At 43.0% G+C, this 19,249-nt stretch carries 11 protein-coding genes, 4 tRNA genes and 1 pseudogene; 13 read left to right on the top strand and 3 right to left on the bottom strand.

The annotated features are described in order from the left end of the window. Positions 1-18 precede the first annotated feature (18 nt). Together PCIT_RS01150 and PCIT_RS01155 are read left to right on the top strand one after the other, a co-directional pair. Complete coding sequence (locus tag PCIT_RS01150) at positions 19-2,205, top strand: fasciclin domain-containing protein (RefSeq protein WP_010364793.1); 2,187 nt, start codon at positions 19-21, stop codon at positions 2,203-2,205. A gap of 186 nt (positions 2,206-2,391) precedes the next feature. Next, positions 2,392-2,988, top strand: a complete 597-nt coding sequence (locus PCIT_RS01155; RefSeq protein ID WP_010364795.1) for an outer membrane beta-barrel protein — start codon at positions 2,392-2,394, stop codon at positions 2,986-2,988. Positions 2,989-3,085: 97 nt separating this feature from the next. On the opposite strand, the gene PCIT_RS01160 is transcribed toward PCIT_RS01155, so the two are convergent. The 3 genes from PCIT_RS01160 to PCIT_RS01170 form a co-directional block, all read right to left on the bottom strand. Then, the gene (locus PCIT_RS01160) at positions 3,086-5,269 is read right to left on the bottom strand and encodes an ATP-binding protein (RefSeq protein WP_157592779.1); all 2,184 of its coding nucleotides are present in this window, start codon (positions 5,267-5,269) and stop codon (positions 3,086-3,088) included. Positions 5,270-5,399: 130 nt separating this feature from the next. Next, entirely contained in the window at positions 5,400-7,409 is a 2,010-nt protein-coding gene (gene uvrB / locus PCIT_RS01165; protein ID WP_010364798.1) for an excinuclease ABC subunit UvrB, read from the bottom strand. Continuing rightward, positions 7,406-8,785: an MATE family efflux transporter gene (locus PCIT_RS01170; protein ID WP_010364800.1), complete on the bottom strand. Its 1,380-nt coding sequence runs from the start codon at positions 8,783-8,785 to the stop codon at positions 7,406-7,408. The genes uvrB and PCIT_RS01170 overlap by 4 nt, the downstream gene beginning before the upstream one ends. Positions 8,786-9,793: 1,008 nt before the next feature. On the opposite strand from PCIT_RS01170, the gene PCIT_RS01175 reads away from it, so the two are divergent. The 11 genes and pseudogenes from PCIT_RS01175 to PCIT_RS01225 all read left to right on the top strand — a co-directional run bounded on the left by PCIT_RS01175 (position 9,794) and on the right by PCIT_RS01225 (position 19,243). After that, a tRNA-Asn gene (locus PCIT_RS01175) sits at positions 9,794-9,870 on the top strand. 22 nt (positions 9,871-9,892) lie between these two features. Continuing rightward, positions 9,893-9,969 (top strand) — tRNA-Asn (locus tag PCIT_RS01180). Positions 9,970-9,989: 20 nt separating this feature from the next. After that, a tRNA-Asn gene (locus PCIT_RS01185) sits at positions 9,990-10,066 on the top strand. 25 nt (positions 10,067-10,091) lie between these two features. Beyond that, positions 10,092-10,168 (top strand) — tRNA-Asn (locus PCIT_RS01190). 120 nt (positions 10,169-10,288) lie between these two features. After that, complete coding sequence (locus PCIT_RS01195; RefSeq protein WP_010364802.1) at positions 10,289-12,232, top strand: EAL domain-containing protein; 1,944 nt, start codon at positions 10,289-10,291, stop codon at positions 12,230-12,232. Between the two features lie 190 nt (positions 12,233-12,422). Then, positions 12,423-13,004: an electron transport complex subunit RsxA gene (gene rsxA, locus PCIT_RS01200; RefSeq protein ID WP_010364804.1), complete on the top strand. Its 582-nt coding sequence runs from the start codon at positions 12,423-12,425 to the stop codon at positions 13,002-13,004. Between the two features lie 2 nt (positions 13,005-13,006). Next, complete coding sequence (rsxB, locus tag PCIT_RS01205; RefSeq protein WP_021032375.1) at positions 13,007-13,561, top strand: electron transport complex subunit RsxB; 555 nt, start codon at positions 13,007-13,009, stop codon at positions 13,559-13,561. Positions 13,562-13,570: 9 nt separating this feature from the next. Beyond that, positions 13,571-15,763: pseudogene (gene rsxC, locus PCIT_RS01210) on the top strand (electron transport complex subunit RsxC); the annotation flags it as partial. A 1,094-nt stretch (positions 15,764-16,857) separates the two neighbouring features. Then, positions 16,858-17,916 (top strand): electron transport complex subunit RsxD, encoded by a 1,059-nt coding sequence (gene rsxD, locus PCIT_RS01215; RefSeq protein ID WP_010367936.1) that lies wholly within the window; start codon positions 16,858-16,860, stop codon positions 17,914-17,916. Further along, entirely contained in the window at positions 17,913-18,548 is a 636-nt protein-coding gene (gene rsxG, locus PCIT_RS01220; protein ID WP_010367937.1) for an electron transport complex subunit RsxG, read from the top strand. The genes rsxD and rsxG overlap by 4 nt, the downstream gene beginning before the upstream one ends. Beyond that, positions 18,545-19,243 carry an electron transport complex subunit E gene (locus tag PCIT_RS01225; RefSeq protein WP_010367939.1) on the top strand — a complete coding sequence of 233 codons (699 nt, stop codon included), beginning with the start codon at positions 18,545-18,547 and terminating at the stop codon, positions 19,241-19,243. The genes rsxG and PCIT_RS01225 overlap by 4 nt, the downstream gene beginning before the upstream one ends. Positions 19,244-19,249: the final 6 nt, after the last annotated feature.

Genomic DNA, 19,249 nt, shown 5'->3' on the forward strand with positions numbered 1-19,249 from the left:
ACTTGAAGGAATGGAACATTGAAAGCACTTACACACACCCTATCACTCGCGTTTAGCGCCCTGTTATTAGTAGGCTGTAACAGCGATGATAATCACAATACAACAAGCCAACCCACACCCTTGACGCCGACCACCATTGTCGATGTGGCGAAAGGTGCAGGCAGCTTTACGACTCTCGTTGCGACACTCGAAGCAACAGGCCTCGACAAGACTCTCGCTGATAACAGCCAAAAATACACTGTTTTTGCGCCAACAGATGCTGCTTTCGAAGCGCTGGGCCAAGACACGATTGATGCCTTGCTCGCGGATACAGACAAACTCAGCAGCATATTGACTTATCACGTACTAAGCGGAGAAGTTAATGCTGAAACCGCACTCACTTTAGCAGGGAGTCTTGCACCAACGGTCAATGGCGATAATATCGCCTTATCTTTGGACGCAGACACCCTTTTAGTCAATAAGTCATCTGTCATTACCACCGACATACAGGCGAGTAATGGCATTATTCATGTTATCGATGCGGTGCTGCAACCGATCAGTAGTGCTGAAAACATCACCAACAACATTGTGCAAACCGCAGAAAACGCCGGGGTGTTCAATACGTTATTAACAGCGCTAAAAACCACGGGATTAGACACAGTTTTAAGCGATAGTGAAAACAAATATACTGTCTTCGCGCCAACCGATGCCGCATTCGCAGCTCTAGGTCAGAAAACAATAAACACGTTGCTGGCCAACCCAGATACGTTGAAGAAAATCCTACAACAACATGTCTTATCAGGCCAAGTAGACTCTGTGACGGCAATGTCACTCAATGGTAAAAGTGCAACCACAGTACTTGGTAACCAGTTAGCGATTAAAATTAATGCGACAACAGACATGCTTTCATTTGGTGGCGTACCCGTCTCTACCACCGATGTCATGACCACTAACGGCGTTATACATATTATTGATGCTGTAGTAACAGCTGATGTTACCTTGCCTGAAAGCTTCGGTACCTTGGCTGATGTCGCAAGCGAAGCCGGCTCATTCAATACATTACTGAGCGTTCTGGCTGCCACTGGACTTGACACGTTGGTCGCTGATCCCACAAAAACGTTCACTGTATTTGCGCCAACAGACGCAGCGTTTGCCGCGTTAGGTCAAGAGACTTTAACTGCGCTCTTGAACGATACAGAGCAACTAAAAAACATTTTGCTATATCACCTAATCGCAGATAACACGGTACTCCAAGATGCGGCCGTAGCGGTTGCAAGTAGCAATGATCAAATGGTCAACATGGCCAATGAAAGCAAGGCGACTCTATCATATGTCGACATGGTATTATTTATAAACGCATCCGCAGTTACAGCAGCAAATGTGACTGCAGACAACGGCGTAATACACGTTATTAATTCTGTTTTAACTCCACCAGCGATGATGACTACGCCGACCAAAACCATTGCTCAAACAGCAATAGATACACCTGAGCTGTCGACCTTGGTTAGTGCGTTACAAGCAGCGAACCTTGTAGATACATTTAATGATACAAGCAAATCTTACACCGTATTTGCTCCAACCAATACCGCCTTCAAGAAGTTACCAAAAGACACATTAACAGCACTACTTGCTGATAGCACAGCACTTACTGGCATACTGACTCAGCATGCTGTTGACGCTGCTGTTAACAGCCAAGCTGCTTATGCTAGTAATGGGAAACAAGTAACGACGCTCGCTAATAAGGCACTCAGTATTAGCATTTATAACTTGGGTTCAACATCCAACACAGAATCAGACAGTGTCGCATATAGCTCAGCACAACAAGGGTTAGTAACAGGAAATGGTTCACAGAACAAGAATATGACTGTATATGTGTTTGATAATGACTTAGAGCAAAGCAGTAGCACTTGTAATGATGGATGCCAAGAAACATGGCCACCTGTGATTGGAACCGCGCAAAGTATTAAGAATATTCAAGGTCTTTCTCTCATCACACGCAGTGATGAAACTCAGCAAGTTGCTTATCTAGGCCGCCCCCTCTATCGGTACATCAATGACGCAAAAACCGGTGACAAAACGGGCAATGGTTTAAACAATGTATGGTGGACTGTCAACTTACCTACAACATCACTGCAAGTTTCAGGGAGCAATGTGATAGGTAAAGACATTTACACCACCAATGGAATTGTTCATCTAATTGATACAGTGATAACTGAAGCTAAATAGCTTCCGTGGTCATCGCTTAAACTTTTAGCGCTCTTGCAAAGGAGCGCTTTTTTGATGTTTGCACACAAATTTAATGTGTCTTACAGAATCTCACAGTCTCTCTACACCCACTCACACTGTCCCAACAGACTCTAACAACAAAACTGCATATTATTATCCTGTCTTAAATACTCAGGAATAGAAACAATGAAAACACTCTCTGTGATCTCTTTATCATTACTTAGCATCCTTACATTCAGCAGCCAAGCAGCTCAAAATGATGAACAACACCGGGTTGGTATTCAATTATCAGGTGGCAGTGCATCTTATAAAAGCTCCAATCAAGATGGCGATGGTGTAGGCCAATTATATACTTATTATAACTACCAATTTGACTCGACATGGGCGTTTGAAGCCGGTATCAACGTAGGCTCAGAAGCCGATGATTGGAAGTGCAAAGAAATTAACGACAGAAAGTTCACTTGCGATCGCAACGATAACTTACTCTTTAACCTTAACGCCAACAAGCTTGACTATTCAAACTTTGTAACCGCAGCAAAAGGACAATATCAACTCACTGAAAATAACTACGTATATGCAAAGTTAGGGGCGCAATTTTACGAATACGAAATTGCAAACGCCACTAAAACACTGATCGATGAAGACGGCATGGGCTTATTTGCCGAGGCTGGCTGGCAATACGATTGGGATAATGGCATTGCTGTGAATGTTGCGTATCAATATATAGACATGGGCGATCTAGATATAAACACCCTAGGCGTTGGGATCAGTTACCGATTCTAAAGCCTACTCATCAAGAATGTGTTTAGGGGGGTGCGAGTCACCCTCTTGCATAAATGACTAAAAATGAAGTCATTTATAAGTAAGTTACTTCCTCTAGTTAGTGGCTTGACTTTGTCGGTAATGAGACCACAAATTTAACTCCCCCAAGTAAACTATGGTCAGCATAAATACGCCCTTCGTGAGCCAGTATTATTTGCTGGCAAATAGACAAACCAAGCCCTGAGCCACCTAAGTCACGGCTACGAGACTCTTCGCAACGATATAACCGCTCAAAAACCCGAGTTAAATCTTCATCAGTTAAACCTGGGGCTGAATCTTCTACTGTTATTTCAATTTCACCTTGGGTTTCATACATACTAAGGCGAGTTTCTCCCCCCTCATTGGTATACGCCAAGCTATTATTTAACAAATTAATCAAGACCTGTTTTATTCGTTCTGAGTCTAACTCTATGGTTACGTTGTCTTGACTGTTTACCGTTAATCTATGCTTGTTTTGGGCATAGCGAGGTATAAAGTCTTGCTCAACATCTTCTATAAGCGCATTCACTGAAAATGCTTCTTTGTCTAATCTCAATACATTATTATCGTATTGCGCAGAACGATAAATATCTGCAATTAAGTTATCTAATTGAGAGATTTTACTGTGCACTTTGGTATAAGCCCTCTCAATGTTAGGCTCTAAATTAAACTGTAATGCTTCAACTGACAATTTCAACGCAGTTAATGGCGTACGTAATTCATGAGACACATCCGCAAGTAAACGGTTTTTTTGTTCTAAATTATCAGCCAATAATTTAGCTTTTACATCAAATAAGCGTTGTTTTTGTTTTTGCCGAGTAAATATCAAACAAAGCACGCCAAACAGCAGTAGCAGCAATAGAATGACGATACCCCGTTGCAGCTCTAAATTAGCTAAACTGGCTTTTTGTAATGCCTTCTCTTTTTGCAACAATGATAACTCTTGATCTTGACGCACTACTTCTACACTTTTTTTCAAGCGCTCTGTTTGCTGTTTATTTAAGTGTTCAAAAAGTTGCTGCTGTACGGCTTGATAAGCTTTGTGGCTCTCTATTGCAGCCTCAAACGTTTTATTTCGTTCATGTAAGGCAGCTTGTAATTGATATAATCGACTTTGATAAGTACGCCCTATTCCCGGTAAAGAGAGCATAACTTCAATTTGCTGCAACGCGTCACTGTTCGCTTGTTGAGCAAACGCAATTTCTATCAAAGTTAACCGTACCGATCTTTCTGTTCTCTTCGCACTTGCAGAAATAGCCAACTCTAATGCTTCATTCGCTGATGACTTTGCTTGCCCCAATTCATCCATAGCCAAGTAAATACTGGCTAAAATACTCAATTGCCAACTAATATCACTGGGCGCATTAATCGCTCGTACTAAAGCTAAACCTTGTTCAACGTGCGATTTAGCCACCGCCAATTTATTTAAGCTCATGTTGACTTGCGCAAGCTTGCCATGACTATTTGCAATATGAATAGGGTTACCTAACAACTTGTCAACGACCAAGGCTTGCCGAAAGTGAGAGAGAGCCAAAGTCAGCTGGTTCAAATCTCGATAAATCTCACCAATATTATAAAGAGAATTAGACATTCCTTGCTGGTCACCGAGTTGTTGCTGCAAGCGAAGTGAGCGCTCATGGTGCTGCAAAGCGGATTCAAAGTTACCTATATAGTCATAGATCACGCCAATTTGATTATGAAAATTGGCTTGTTTTGACGTGTTTTTTATTTCTGAGGCGATTTCTAAGGCACGGATGGTATAAATCAACGCTTGCTGATAATCCGCTCGATAACGATAAGTACGGCCTAAATTTGCGTATAAATCGGCCAACAACTCTGGCTCATCTTTGTCCGCGACCAATGTCATTGCTTCTTTTAAATATGTCAGGCTCTGTTGCGATTTACTGGTTGATTGATTAGCAACGGCTAATAATAACCCCGTTTTTGCTCGGTATATAGGAAAATTATCGGGATCATATGTTGCGTATAGAACGAGTGCGCTGGTAATGGCCTCTTCTATCAAGCCAAGTTTTATTTGCGCTGTAATTTCAACTTCTTTATATGCAAACCACACTTCATGATTGACTGACAAAGTATCATTATCTAACTCATCAAGTTTGGACGTGACTTGCTCCAGCGCCAATTTGGGCTGAAGAGCTAACAGAGCTTTAACTTCGGGCAAACTCTGAATAGCCCAAGTAAAGCTACTTACACTAAGTAACCCAATCCCGAACGCGATTTGACATAATAAATAATGTCTCATTTGGTAATAATAGACTGCATATAAATATTCAATAGCTACAAATAACAAAACCCAATTTGATACTAAGTAATAATCATGGAGTAAGTATGAATGTGAGTATAAATACACCACATCTAAAATATTACCACAATTAAGTTTTTATTAGCTGTTGTTGCAATTCATGAATGTCATCCCGCACTCTAGCGGCTTTTTCAAATTCAAGTTCTCGAGCATGCAACATCATTTGTGTTTCTAATTCACTAATCTTATGTGCTAGCTGTTTAGCATCAAGCGTACCACCGGCACGATTTTCTGTATTAACTATAGCTTCTGTTACTGAACCGTCACTGACTTCTTCACCAACATCCATTACATCAATGATTTTTTTCACCAACCCTTGGGGCTCAATACCATGTTTTTCATTGTAAGCATGTTGGATAGTGCGTCGACGTTCGGTTTCTTCAATGGCCTTTTGCATCGACTTAGTGATCTTATCTCCATATAAAATGGCTTTACCATTGAGGTGCCGAGCAGCACGACCTATCGTTTGAATTAATGCACGAGCAGAACGTAAAAAGCCTTCTTTGTCAGCATCAAGTATGGCAACAAGCGACACTTCTGGCATATCTAGTCCCTCTCGGAGTAAGTTAATGCCAACTAATACGTCAAATACACCTTTACGCAAGTCACGAATTATTTCCATTCGCTCAACCGTGTCTATATCAGAATGTAAGTATCGAACTTTCACATCATGATCACTCAAATAATCCGTTAAATCTTCAGACATACGCTTAGTTAAAGTCGTGACCAAAACACGCTCTTTTTTCTCGACACGTAAGTAAATTTCAGACAATAGATCATCAACCTGAGTGGATACAGGCCGAACTTCTAGAATAGGGTCTAATAGCCCTGTTGGACGAATAACTTGCTCTGCAACATCACCGTTGGAGCGCTCTAGTTCAAAATCACCAGGGGTCGCAGATACATAGATAGTCTGCGGTGCGATCGCTTCAAATTCATCAAATTTTAATGGTCTGTTATCCATCGCAGAAGGAAGTCGAAAGCCATACTCGACTAGATTTTCTTTGCGGCTTCGATCTCCTTTATACATAGCACCAATTTGAGAGACTGTAACATGAGACTCATCAATGATCATGAGGGCATTATCTGGCAAGTAATCAAGTAACGTCGGTGGTGCTTCTCCTGGGTTTCGCCCAGATAAATAACGGCTATAGTTTTCAATACCTGAACAATAACCAAGCTCGGTCATCATTTCTATATCGTATTGTGTACGCTGTGCAACACGTTGCTCTTCAACCAGTTTATTATTCGAAAGCAGTTGCTCACGACGCAGCTTTAACTCACCTTTAATATTATCAATGGCTGATAGAATCTTTTCTCTTGGCGTAACATAGTGTGTTTTAGGGTAGATTGTCGCCCGTATTAATAACTTTTCAACTGCGCCCGTTAACGGATCAAAAACGCTCAAGCGTTCCACTTCATCATCAAATAACTCAACTCGAATCGCATAGGTATCTGACTCAGCTGGAAATATATCGATGACTTCACCACGTACTCGATAAGTACCTCGGCTAAAGTCGGTATCATTGCGGGTATATTGTAATTCAGCAAGCCGTCTTAGCATATCGCGTTGATTGATGGTTTCGCCCACTTTGAGTAACAACATCATTTTCATGTATGAATCAGGATCACCCAAACCATAAATTGCAGACACTGATGCGACAATAATCGTGTCACGGCGCTCTAACAACGCTTTAGTCGCTGATAAGCGCATTTGCTCGATATGCTCATTAATAGACGCATCTTTTTCAATAAAGGTATCACTGGCTACAACGTACGCTTCAGGCTGGTAATAATCATAATAAGAAACAAAGTACTCAACGGAGTTGTTTGGGAAAAACTCTTTCATCTCACCATACAACTGGGCCGCTAATGTTTTATTATGCGCCATGATGATGGTCGGCCGATTCAGTGTATTGATAATATTGGCCATCGTGAAAGTTTTACCTGTACCGGTTGCACCTAGCAAGGTTTGGTGCGCAAGCCCTGCTTCAAGCCCGTCACATAATTGCTCAATCGCCTTGGGTTGATCCCCATTTGGCGTAAACGAAGACACCAACTCAAATAAATCATCACTCATAACGTTGACCTTGTTAACGACGCGCTATGCATACGTTCAATATTGTGGCAAAACCATTGATATGATACCAACGCAGTTAACAAATTACCTAACGCAGCACCGATAAACAACCCTTGTAACCCGCCTAGATGAGAGCCTAAATAGGCCAATGGTACATAAAACACAAATAGACGAATAACGCTTAAGACCAATGCACTCATCGGCTTATGTAATGCATTTAACGACGAATTGGTTAAGATAATCACACCTTGAAAGCCATAGCTCAGAGGCATGATATAAATAAACAATTCAATAACGCGTATAACCTCAGGTTCGTGGCCAAATGTTCTACTTATTAAGCCTGAGCTCATCAACAATAATAGATAAACTGCAAATTGAAAAACCATGACAAACTTTAAACTCGTACGATACGCTTCTTTTACTCTGTCGTAATCTTTTGCCCCATAATTTTGACTAATAAAAGGGGGCAACGTCATAGATAGTGCCAATACAACAAGACTCGCTATAGATTCAATTCGACTTCCTACACCGAACGCTGCAACAGCTTCAGGCCCATAACTTGCGACAACCGCAGTCATCACCGCCATGGCTATTGGCGTTAACATATTCGCGCCAGCGGCAGGGAAACCAATTTTTAAAATTTTCTTACTTGCTGTGACCACGCCTTGTTGACCGGGATTAAAGCTCAATAGACGTTTTTTTACCGCTAACAGATAAATAATAATAACAACAGCAACCGACCAAGCGACAACACTAGCGATAGCAGCTCCCTTAATGCCGAGCTCAGGAAAAGGGCCTATCCCAAATATGAGTAAAGGATCGAGGATAGCATTAACAAGCCCCGCAAAGCCCATAATAAAGCTTGGTGTTTTCGTATCACCACTGGCACGAAGCACTGAGTTTCCAATCATAGGCGTAATTAAGAAGACACTACCGAGAAACCACACCGATATGTAATCATAGATGTATGGCATCACATCATCATTAGCACCGAGTAGATAAAAAATTGGCTCAATAAATATAAACCCAATGATAGATAAACAGAATACAAAAACAGCGGAGATCAGTAACGCAACGGTTGCGTCAAAGCGCGCCTCTTCTATATTGCCGCTTCCTAGCGCTTTAGCAATAACAGCGGATGTACCAATACCCAATCCTATGGCCAAACTGATCACAGTAAACGTAACTGGAAATGTAAAACTCACCGCCGCCAGTTGTTCAGTACCCAACATACTTATAAAGAATGTGTCTACTAAATTAAACATCATCAAAGTGATCATGCCAAATATCATGGGGATGGTCATTCTCTTTAAGGTCGCGGGTATTGACCCTTCAAGAATGTCATTAGTTTTGTCTGACTGCTGCACGGATGTCATACGTTTAGGGCCTCTGTTGGTAAGCCAAGTATTCTAGATCATCCCACTCACTAAACCCAGACCATTAACGAATAATTACTTTAATTAGCACAGAAAGCCCCTCATTCACCTTCACTGAGTCGTTTTGAATAGGATATGCCGCAAAATGGGGCTTAAAGCGCTTAGATGACAATTTACTTACAATCAAACCAACAAAGCGTATTTTTTTTGCACAGACCAACATGGAATTGGTCACAAAAAGTTCATTAAGTGCAAATTATCCATCATTTTCGACAAAACATAGTAACCATCTGAATTTATAAAAGAAAAATATTTTCACAAAAGATATTGAAATGTCTGTAGCGCCCTGTATTCATGGCTTTGACACACTTCTTAAATATTAATAAACAATGTTATCCACAGATTCTGTGGGTAACTCTATAAACACCAATAAAATAAGGCCCTACGGCATGATCTCTCATTACAGAGTTTTTAGTATTGCACGATCTTTATACACTTTGATGATGATCTTTCTCTTCACAATGATGTTTCTGTGCTACGCGTATTTTTTAGCCCAGGAAGAACCGCCATAAAAATAGAGGTAACCTCATGTTTTAAAATTAAATTATTTTTTTGATGAATAAAAGTACTCTCAATAGCGATAGTGATAGAACAATTTACCTCCCCGACTTCCATAGTCTGCAAAGTTTTGTCTCACAAAAACAGAGATCAGAGTAGATAGATCTCTAAGCAGTGAGAATGATCAAAATCAATTTTGTAAAAAACAGGCTTTTTGGTTAAAATTACACCTTAATGCTTAAAATTTACCACTTTTGTTTAAGAGGCCTATTTGCAACGGGCCTTACTAAAACTCTAAAATGCATAATGACCGTTAGGATTTCGCCATAAAAACACTCAAATCGAATATAAAACCACCGAACAACACGGTTTTTTTATTTTCTCGCATTTTATTAGTTGACACCTTGGGCCTGTGTCATTAATATTTCGCCCCGTTGAGAGACACACGCTTCCCCCTTAGCTCAGTTGGTTAGAGCGACGGACTGTTAATCCGCAGGTCCCCCGTTCGAGTCGGGGAGGGGGAGCCAAATTTCTTAACGTAATAACGATTCCCCCTTAGCTCAGTTGGTTAGAGCGACGGACTGTTAATCCGCAGGTCCCCCGTTCGAGTCGGGGAGGGGGAGCCAAATCGTTATGTGATAATTGTTCCCCCTTAGCTCAGTTGGTTAGAGCGACGGACTGTTAATCCGCAGGTCCCCCGTTCGAGTCGGGGAGGGGGAGCCAATATCACCGTAATTTCTCATATAGTTCCCCCTTAGCTCAGTTGGTTAGAGCGACGGACTGTTAATCCGCAGGTCCCCCGTTCGAGTCGGGGAGGGGGAGCCAATATGACGAATCTAATAGACTTTTCCTCTTATTTGCACTACTCTACAAAAGTTTTTCGAAAACCATCACTGGTTACTTAAAAATACAAAATTTTCTCTTCCTTAACAGATAGATAAAACAATGGCTGGTTTTAAAAAACTTATATTTTTACAATTCTCTCTATGGCTAACATTTTCATTGATTGGCACATTCTTTTTTGCCTCTAGTTTTGACTCTGCTGTGAGTAAAGCTCAGCAAAGTGCGCAAGTCATGGTCACGCAATATATCCAAAACAAAACAATGAGCAATGTAACGCCCGAGCATATTCGCCAAGCGTTATCGAGTGGCAATGTGTTTTCTACATTTATTGTTCGCGATTTTAACGGTGATACCGTATTAAATGTCGATACCGCTGCCCCACTCCCTGTTTTAGCTGAAATGATTGAAGCGAGTATTAATGCCGTTCGGCCCCAGTTTTCTGTCAATATCGCAAAAGATATAAAAATTGAATTTTTAATTAATGCGCAAAGCCAAGCTCAACTACTGCAACAAGCCCTACTCTTGCTTTTTGTCCTCACAGCACTCGTTGCCTTTATCCCTATCATTTATATGAAAGCAATATATAAGCGTTTAAACCGGAATGTGAGTATTACCGTTGCAAATGCAGTTGACGTGTACATAACGCAAAATCAAGTTACAGAAAGCATTGAAAACGAATTTAACACTACGAAAATGCAGGCTTTAGGTGCAGAGCTCGCCCCCTCTTTCAACCGCTTAGCCCATTTTTTGAAAAGTAAGCAAGAAGATATCCAAACAGCTGCGCAAAGTATTAAGCAAGAAGCCTATAAAGATGTCATCACCGGTCTTGGTAACCGGAACATGTTTGTCGAATATTATGAACACCAAATTGAATCCAGCAGTAAAAAAAGCTTTGGTACATTGGCTATGATACGTTGTAGCGAGCTGCAAGTGATTAACCAAACTCGTGGCTACCAAAAAGGTGACGAATATATTAAGTCGGTGTCGGATATTATTAAACACGTCAGCGGCACTTATACTGGTAGCCAAACATTTCGTTTAAACAGCTCTGACTTCTCGGTTATATTACCGAATGTTCCTTCTAAAGAAGCCGAACATTTTGGCGAAACTTTACAAGCAAGGTTTACACAATTTCAGCAAAATCAAGAACTCAGTTCAGTAGCAAATACTGGTATTGTTCCTTACGAAACAGGTAAACCGCTCGGTGAGTTACTGTCTGTGGTTGATAACGCGATGAGTATGGCACAAAGCAAACAAGCTAATGCATGGCATATCCAGCGCGAGTCGGATCTGGTAAATAATGTAGGAGCTGGATTTGGTAACCAAAACTGGCGCAAAGTCATTCACGATGTAATCGACTCTAAACGTGTTAGCTTAATGATGCAAAACATCATGCCTATTGGTAAAAATGTAAAAGCATATGCTGAGATTCAAGCGCGCTTTAAAACAGAAGAAGGCCAAATGCTACCTACGGCTTCGTTTCTAGCTATGGCCGAAAAGCTCGATATGGCGATCGAAATCGATAAGCTGATCATAGACAGCTCTCTAGAATTAATTAAAACTCGTAACTTTACCGAAAAATTCTTTGGTATCAATGTAACGGCTTCCAGTGCCCATAGCGATCAATTTGTTATTTGGCTTGAAAGACGTTTACTCAAAGACGCTAACATCGCTTCTAAGTTAGTATTTGAAGTCAGTGAATTTGGACTACAACAAAATATCAAAGCAAGTAAACGCTTTATCGATATGGTGCATCGTGTCGGTGCACGTATTACCGTTGAGCGCTTTGGTGTTGGCCTTACCTCATTCAAATTCTTCCGAGATTTAAAGCCAGATTTCATCAAAATGGATGCAAGCTACACCCGTGGTCTAGAAGAAGATAAAAATAATCAGTACTTTATGCGATTAATGGTCGATCTAGCACACCGGATTGGTGTCAGCGTATTTGCAGAAGGCGTTGAAAGCCAAGAAGAAAAGCACATTGTAGAGACCCTCTGCTTAGATGGCGTGCAAGGCTATTACATCGAAAAACCCAAAGAAATATAAGCATTAAGCCAATCTATATGAGTCATAATACCGTAATGGTATTGTGACTTACTCACTAGGCTGTCAACAAAAACGCGCAAATTTGGTAGATATTAAATAAACACCTTTGTATTTATTATGATCTTCTCGTTTAAAATTGCTAAAATCCCAACCAAATGACCATCCATCAGTTTTTAGCAAAGGGGCTTTAATGACTGAATATATTATGTTGCTTATTGGCACGGTGCTGGTAAACAACTTTGTATTGGTGCAATTTCTTGGCTTATGCCCATTTATGGGGGTATCTGGAAAGTTAGACACCGCCATAGGCATGTCCTTAGCCACAACATTTGTGCTGACATTGGCCTCAGTGACCAGTTATTTAGTTAATCAATATATCTTGTTACCTCTCGAGCTCGATTTTTTAAGAACGATGAGCTTTATTCTCGTGATCGCCGTTGTGGTCCAATTTACAGAAATGGTGGTGCGTAAAACCAGTCCAACTCTTTACCGACTACTTGGGATCTTCTTGCCATTAATCACAACGAACTGCGCAGTATTGGGTGTTGCACTCTTAAACATAAACAATAACCATACTCTGATCGAGTCTGCTGTATATGGCTTTGGTGCAGCGGTTGGTTTTTCCTTGGTACTTGTTTTGTTTGCCGCATTACGTGAGCGTTTAGCGCTTGCCGATGTGCCTGCTCCCTTTAAAGGTGCGTCTATTGCAATGATCACCGCAGGCCTTATGTCTCTTGCCTTTATGGGCTTTTCTGGATTAGTGAAGTTATAACGATGACGTTGATGTACGCTTTAATTGCGCTTGGCTCGTTAGCCCTCATCTTTGGTGTAATTTTAGGTTACGCCGCCGTAAAATACCGAGTTGAAAGTAGCCCCATTGTAGAACAAGTTGATGCTATTTTACCTCAAACCCAATGCGGCCAATGCGGCTACCCTGGCTGCCGTCCTTATGCAGAAGCCATTGCCAATGGTGATGAAATAAATAAATGTCCGCCAGGTGGTGAAGCTACGGTTAAAAAACTCGCAGATTTAATGGGCGTTGATGCAAAACCCCTCGCCGGCGGTGAAGAAGCAGAGCCTATCAAAACGGTTGCCTACATTCGAGAAGATGAATGTATTGGGTGTACAAAGTGTATTCAAGCATGCCCTGTAGACGCAATTGTCGGTGCGACCCGTCAAATGCATACCGTCATCGATGATGAGTGTACAGGGTGCGATTTATGCGTAGAACCCTGCCCCGTCGATTGTATTGATATGCTTCCTGTAGAACAAACAAAGCAAACATGGAAATGGCAACTCAATGCTATCTCCGTGACGCAAATAGATTAAGAGGTTTAAGTGGATACATTACTTGAACAAATAGAACGAGGGACGCTTTGGCAGTTTCCTGGAGGCATTCATCCTCCACAACAAAAAACGCTTTCAAACCACAAACCAATAGCACGTTTAGCCCTGCCGTCTAAGCTAGTTTTACCGCTAAAACAACATATTGGTGCCAACGGGCAATTAATTGTTAATAAAGGGCAACATGTTTTAAAAGGACAAGCGCTCACCCAGCCCAGTGGTAATTGGTCATTGCCGATTCATGCGCCAACATCGGGCGAAATCACTGATATAGCTCCAATGCCCTCAGCTCACCCATCAGCATTACCTGAATTAAGTATTATTTTAACCCCAGATGGTGAAGATACGTGGGCCGAGTTGACCCCCACCAGCAATATAGAACAGCTGTCACATCATGCTTTAATTGAGTTAATTCATAATGCCGGTATTGCAGGTATGGGCGGCGCTGGCTTTCCCACGTATATTAAAGCCGACAGCCAACGCCCCGTTGAGTTTTTTATTGTCAATGGCGTGGAATGTGAACCGTATATTACTGCCGATGACATGCTAATGCGCGAACACGCAGAGCAAATTGTACAAGGCATTGAAATAATGCAGCACTTGCTCACGCCCACAATCACGATTATTGGGATTGAAGACAATAAACCTGAAGCTGTAGAGGCTTTGCAGCTCGCCAGCCAGCACAACTCAAACATTATTGTCAGAGCAATACCCACTGTATATCCATCAGGTGGTGAGAAACAGTTGATCAAAGTGCTCACCTCTCAGGAAGTACCCAGTGGCGGAATTCCTGCTGACATTGGTGTTTTGGTGCAAAATGTCGGGACCTTATTTGCTATCAGTGAAGCCGTATTCAAGGGTAAACCTTTAATTGAACGTGTCGTCACCGTAACAGGCAGTACCATTACAGATGCACGCAATGTTTGGGCATTAATTGGCACAGAGATAAAACACTTACTAGATAGCCAAGGGTTTGAACCGGTCGACGCACAACGCGTTGTCATGGGCGGACCAATGATGGGCTTTACACTTCCTACGGTTAGGATCCCTGTCGTCAAAACCACCAACTGCATTTTGGCACCAGATAACTCAGAATTAGCACACGCAGGCGAAGAAAAAGCCTGTATTCGTTGTAGTGCATGTGCTGACGTTTGCCCGCAAACCTTATTACCACAGCAATTACAGTGGTTTGCCAAAGGCAAAGAGTACGACAAATTAGAGAGTTATAACCTATTCGATTGTATTGAATGTGGTGCTTGTTCCTATGTTTGCCCGAGTGAGATACCACTAGTACAGTATTATCGTGTGGCAAAAGCGGAGATCAGAGAACAAAAAATAGAACAGATCAACGCCGAACGTGCCAAAGTGCGGTTTGAGGCGCGTAAAGCGCGTTTGGAACAAGAGCAAGAAGAACGAAAAAACCGCCATTCACGCTCATCTTCTCGTTCAGCCAAGCCCGCTGCAGAAAAAGCAAAAGTGGCGGATGCATTATCTCGTGTTGCACAGAAACAAGGTGAACAATCAGCCGTGCAAGCCGCAATTGAGCGCGCTAAAGCCAAAAAAATGGCCGATGGCAGCTTAGCACCTGATAACAGCGAAATGATGCAAGAACGCGAAAAGCGTAAAGAACAAGCTCGTCAATACAAAGCACAAAAGCAAAATGACGATACGCCTAGCGATAGTAAAACAGCGGTGGCAGCGGCGATTGCACGTGCAAAAGCGAAAAAGGCCGCTCAACTCGCTGAAAGTGACGCTCTAACAGAAACTAAATCGACCGACACCAAAACAAATGAAGCTGATCCGCGTAAAGCGTCAGTTGCCGCAGCGATTGCACGTGCCAAGGCCAAAAAAGCCGCTAAGCTTGAGCAAAACGATGACGCTGAAGAGCAAGCTCAAACTTCAGACTCTTTGACAGACACACCAGCAGAGCCTGACCCACGTAAAGCCGCAGTTGCCGCAGCGATTGCACGTGCCAAAGCCAAAAAAGCCGCTAAGCTTGAGCAAAACGATGACGCTGAAGAGCTAGCACAAACCTCTGTGATAGACACACCAGCAGAGCCTGATCCTGACCCACGTAAAGCCGTAGTTGCCGCAGCGATTGCACGTGCCAAAGCAAAAAAGGCCGCCAAGCTTGAGCAAAGCAATGACGCTGAAGAGCTAGCTCAAACTTCAGACTCTGTGACAGACACACCAGCAGAGCCTGATCCTGACCCACGTAAAGCCGCAGTTGCCGCAGCGATTGCACGTGCCAAAGCAAAAAAGGCCGCCAAGCTTGAGCAAAGCAATGACGCTGAAGAGCTAGCACAAACTTCAGACTCTGTGATAGACACACCAGCAGAGCCTGATCCTGACCCACGTAAAGCCGCAGTTGCCGCAGCGATTGCACGTGCCAAAGCAAAAAAGGCCGCCAAGCTTGAGCAAAGCAATGACGCTGAAGAGCTAGCACAAACTTCAGACTCTGTGATAGACACACCAGCAGAGCCTGATCCTGACCCACGTAAAGCCGCAGTTGCTGCAGCGATTGCACGTGCCAAGGCCAAAAAAGCCGCCAAGCTTGAGCAAAGCAATGACGCTGAAGAGCTAGCACAAACTTCAGACTCTGTGATAGACACACCAGCAGAGCCTGATCCTGACCCACGTAAAGCCGCAGTTGCTGCAGCGATTGCACGTGCCAAGGCCAAAAAAGCCGCCAAGCTTGAGCAAAGCAATGACGCTGAAGAGCTAGCACAAACTTCAGACTCTGTGATAGACACACCAGCAGAGCCTGATCCTGACCCACGTAAAGCCGCAGTTGCTGCAGCGATTGCACGTGCCAAGGCCAAAAAAGCCGCCAAGCTTGAGCAAAGCAATGACGCTGAAGAGCTAGCACAAACTTCAGACTCTGTGATAGACACACCAGCAGAGCCTGATCCTGACCCACGTAAAGCCGCGGTTGCCGCAGCGATTGCACGTGCCAAGGCCAAAAAGGCCGCCAAGCTTGAGCAAAGCAATGACGCTGAAGAGCTAGCTCAAACTTCAGACTCTGTGACAGACACACCAGCAGAGCCTGATCCTGACCCACGTAAAGCCGCGGTTGCCGCAGCGATTGCACGTGCCAAGGCCAAAAAGGCCGCCAAGCTTGAGCAAAGCAATGACGCTGAAGAGCTAGCTCAAACTTCAGACTCTGTGACAGACACACCAGCAGAGCCTGATCCTGACCCACGTAAAGCCGCAGTTGCCGCAGCGATTGCACGTGCCAAAGCTAAAAAGAAACTTAAAGAACAAAAAGGAAATGACCCGTCATGAAATTAAGTATGGCCTCATCACCACACAATCACAGTCAAAAATCAGTGCGTTCATTAATGATCACTGTGATATGTGCTTGTATTCCGGGCATACTGACTCAGGCGTACTTTTTCGGGTTTGGAGTGTTGATCCAACTCGTTATTGCTTTAGTAACCGCAAGTGCTGTAGAAGCTGCGATTCTAAAATTACGTAATAAGCCAATTCTCCCCGCCTTAAACGATGGTAGTGCTTGGCTTACAGCCGTGCTGCTTGCTATCAGCATTCCCCCACTGGCTCCGTGGTGGATAACCGTAATAGGCATCATATTCGCCATCGCAATGGTCAAACAATTATATGGCGGGTTGGGTTTTAATATATTTAACCCTGCCATGGGGGCCTATGTTTTACTGCTTATCGCTTTTCCTGTGCAAATGACAAGTTGGATGCCCGCAGAGCAATTATTGACAACGGCCATCCCACTATCTGATCAATTAGCTCTTATATTCACACAAATGAATGGTACGGGGTTAACGCTCGATGACGTCCGTGTCAATGCAGATGGCGTTACGATGGCCACTCCATTAGATGCAATAAAAACGGCTGTTAGCCAGAATTATACAGTGTCCGAAGCGATGCTAGGTATGCAGTTTTCTGATTATGCTGGCATTGGTTGGCAATGGGTTAACGTCGCTTATTTACTGGGTGGTATTTACTTAATTAAAACCAAGGTTATTAACTGGCATATTCCCGTTTCACTGATAGCCACTCTTGCGATATGCAGTGCAATCGGTTACATCGTCAGCCCAGGTACCCAAGCAGGCTCAGCATTTCACTTATTCAGTGGTGCGACTATGCTTGGTGCGTTTTTTATCGCAACAGACCCCGTCTCAGCGTGTACCACAGATAAAGGTAGGCTCATCTTTGGCGCTGCTATCGGCCTGTTAATATATTTGATCAGGCACTTTGGGGGTTACCCTGATGCAGTGGCATTTGCGGTGTTATTGATGAACATGGCGGTGCCGCTAATTGAACATTATACCCAGCCACGCACATACGGACATGGAGCGAAGAAATGATCATCCAATCTATGTATAAAAACGGGTTAATTCTCACCGCCTTTGCACTCGTTACAACTGGGAGTGTTGCACTTATACAGACCATGACAGCTGAACGCATTGCCGAACAAGAACAACAAAACCTCGTAAAGCAATTAAATCAAGTTCTCCCACCGAGTAACTACGATAATGTGCTGTATAAAGACTGTGTACTAAGTAATGCACCAGAGTTAGGCCCTAAAGGGCCGCACATGATTTATCGTGCCATGAAGAATAACCACCCAACGGCTCTACTCATTAGGCATATCAGCCCACGTGGTTACAGTGGTAATATCGATATACTCACTGCAGTCAACAGAGACGGTACCATTTCCGGTATGAGAATAACGCGTCATGAAGAAACTCCAGGCTTAGGTGATAAAGTTGAATTAGCAAGATCTGATTGGGTCAAGACCTTTAATGGCTTAACTGTAACAGGGCCAAATGACGCACGTTTTGCCGTCAAAAAAGATGGTGGTCAATTTGATCAGTTTACGGGCGCAACTATTACACCTCGCGCTGTCGTCGGCTCAGTAAAAGACGCAACTTGGTTCGCAATACAAAACTTTGATACATTATTTGCAGCTGATAATGCCTGTGGAGACGCGCAATGAGTCAATTAAAATCATTAATGAAAGAAGGCATGTGGGGCAATAACCCAGCACTGGTGCAACTACTTGGACTGTGTCCGCTGCTTGCTGTTAGTAGCACCGTAACCAATGCTCTTGGGCTTGGCATCGCCACTTTACTGGTACTCGTGGGGTCGAATGTCACGGTATCTTTAGTGAGAAACTGGGTACCAAAAGACATTCGGATCCCGGTGTTTGTCATGATCATTGCTGCATTTGTTACCATTATTCAACTATTAATGAACGCCTATACATTTGGTCTCTATCAGTCACTGGGGATCTTTATCCCGCTGATCGTAACCAACTGTGCAATCATCGGGCGTGCAGAGGCATTTGCTTCAAAAAATAATGCCCTACTCTCTGCATGGGATGGCATTATGATGGGATTGGGCTTTGCGATGGTATTACTTGTATTGGGGGCAATGCGAGAAATATTAGGCCAAGGTACCTTATTCGATGGCGCTAATTTATTACTGGGTGATTGGGCAACCATTTTGCGCATTGAGTTGTTTAAATTAGATAGCCAATTTTTAGTCGCCATTCTGCCACCAGGTGCTTTTTTAGGTTTGGGACTTCTTATAGCAGGAAAAAATGTGATTGATGAGCAACTCAAAGCTAAGGCTACACCTACTGATGCACCTGAGAAAGCGCCAAGAGCTCGAGTAACCAGTTTAACGTAACAAGTA

The organism is Pseudoalteromonas citrea (assembly GCF_000238375.3).
GTDB classification, from domain to species: domain Bacteria; phylum Pseudomonadota; class Gammaproteobacteria; order Enterobacterales; family Alteromonadaceae; genus Pseudoalteromonas; species Pseudoalteromonas citrea.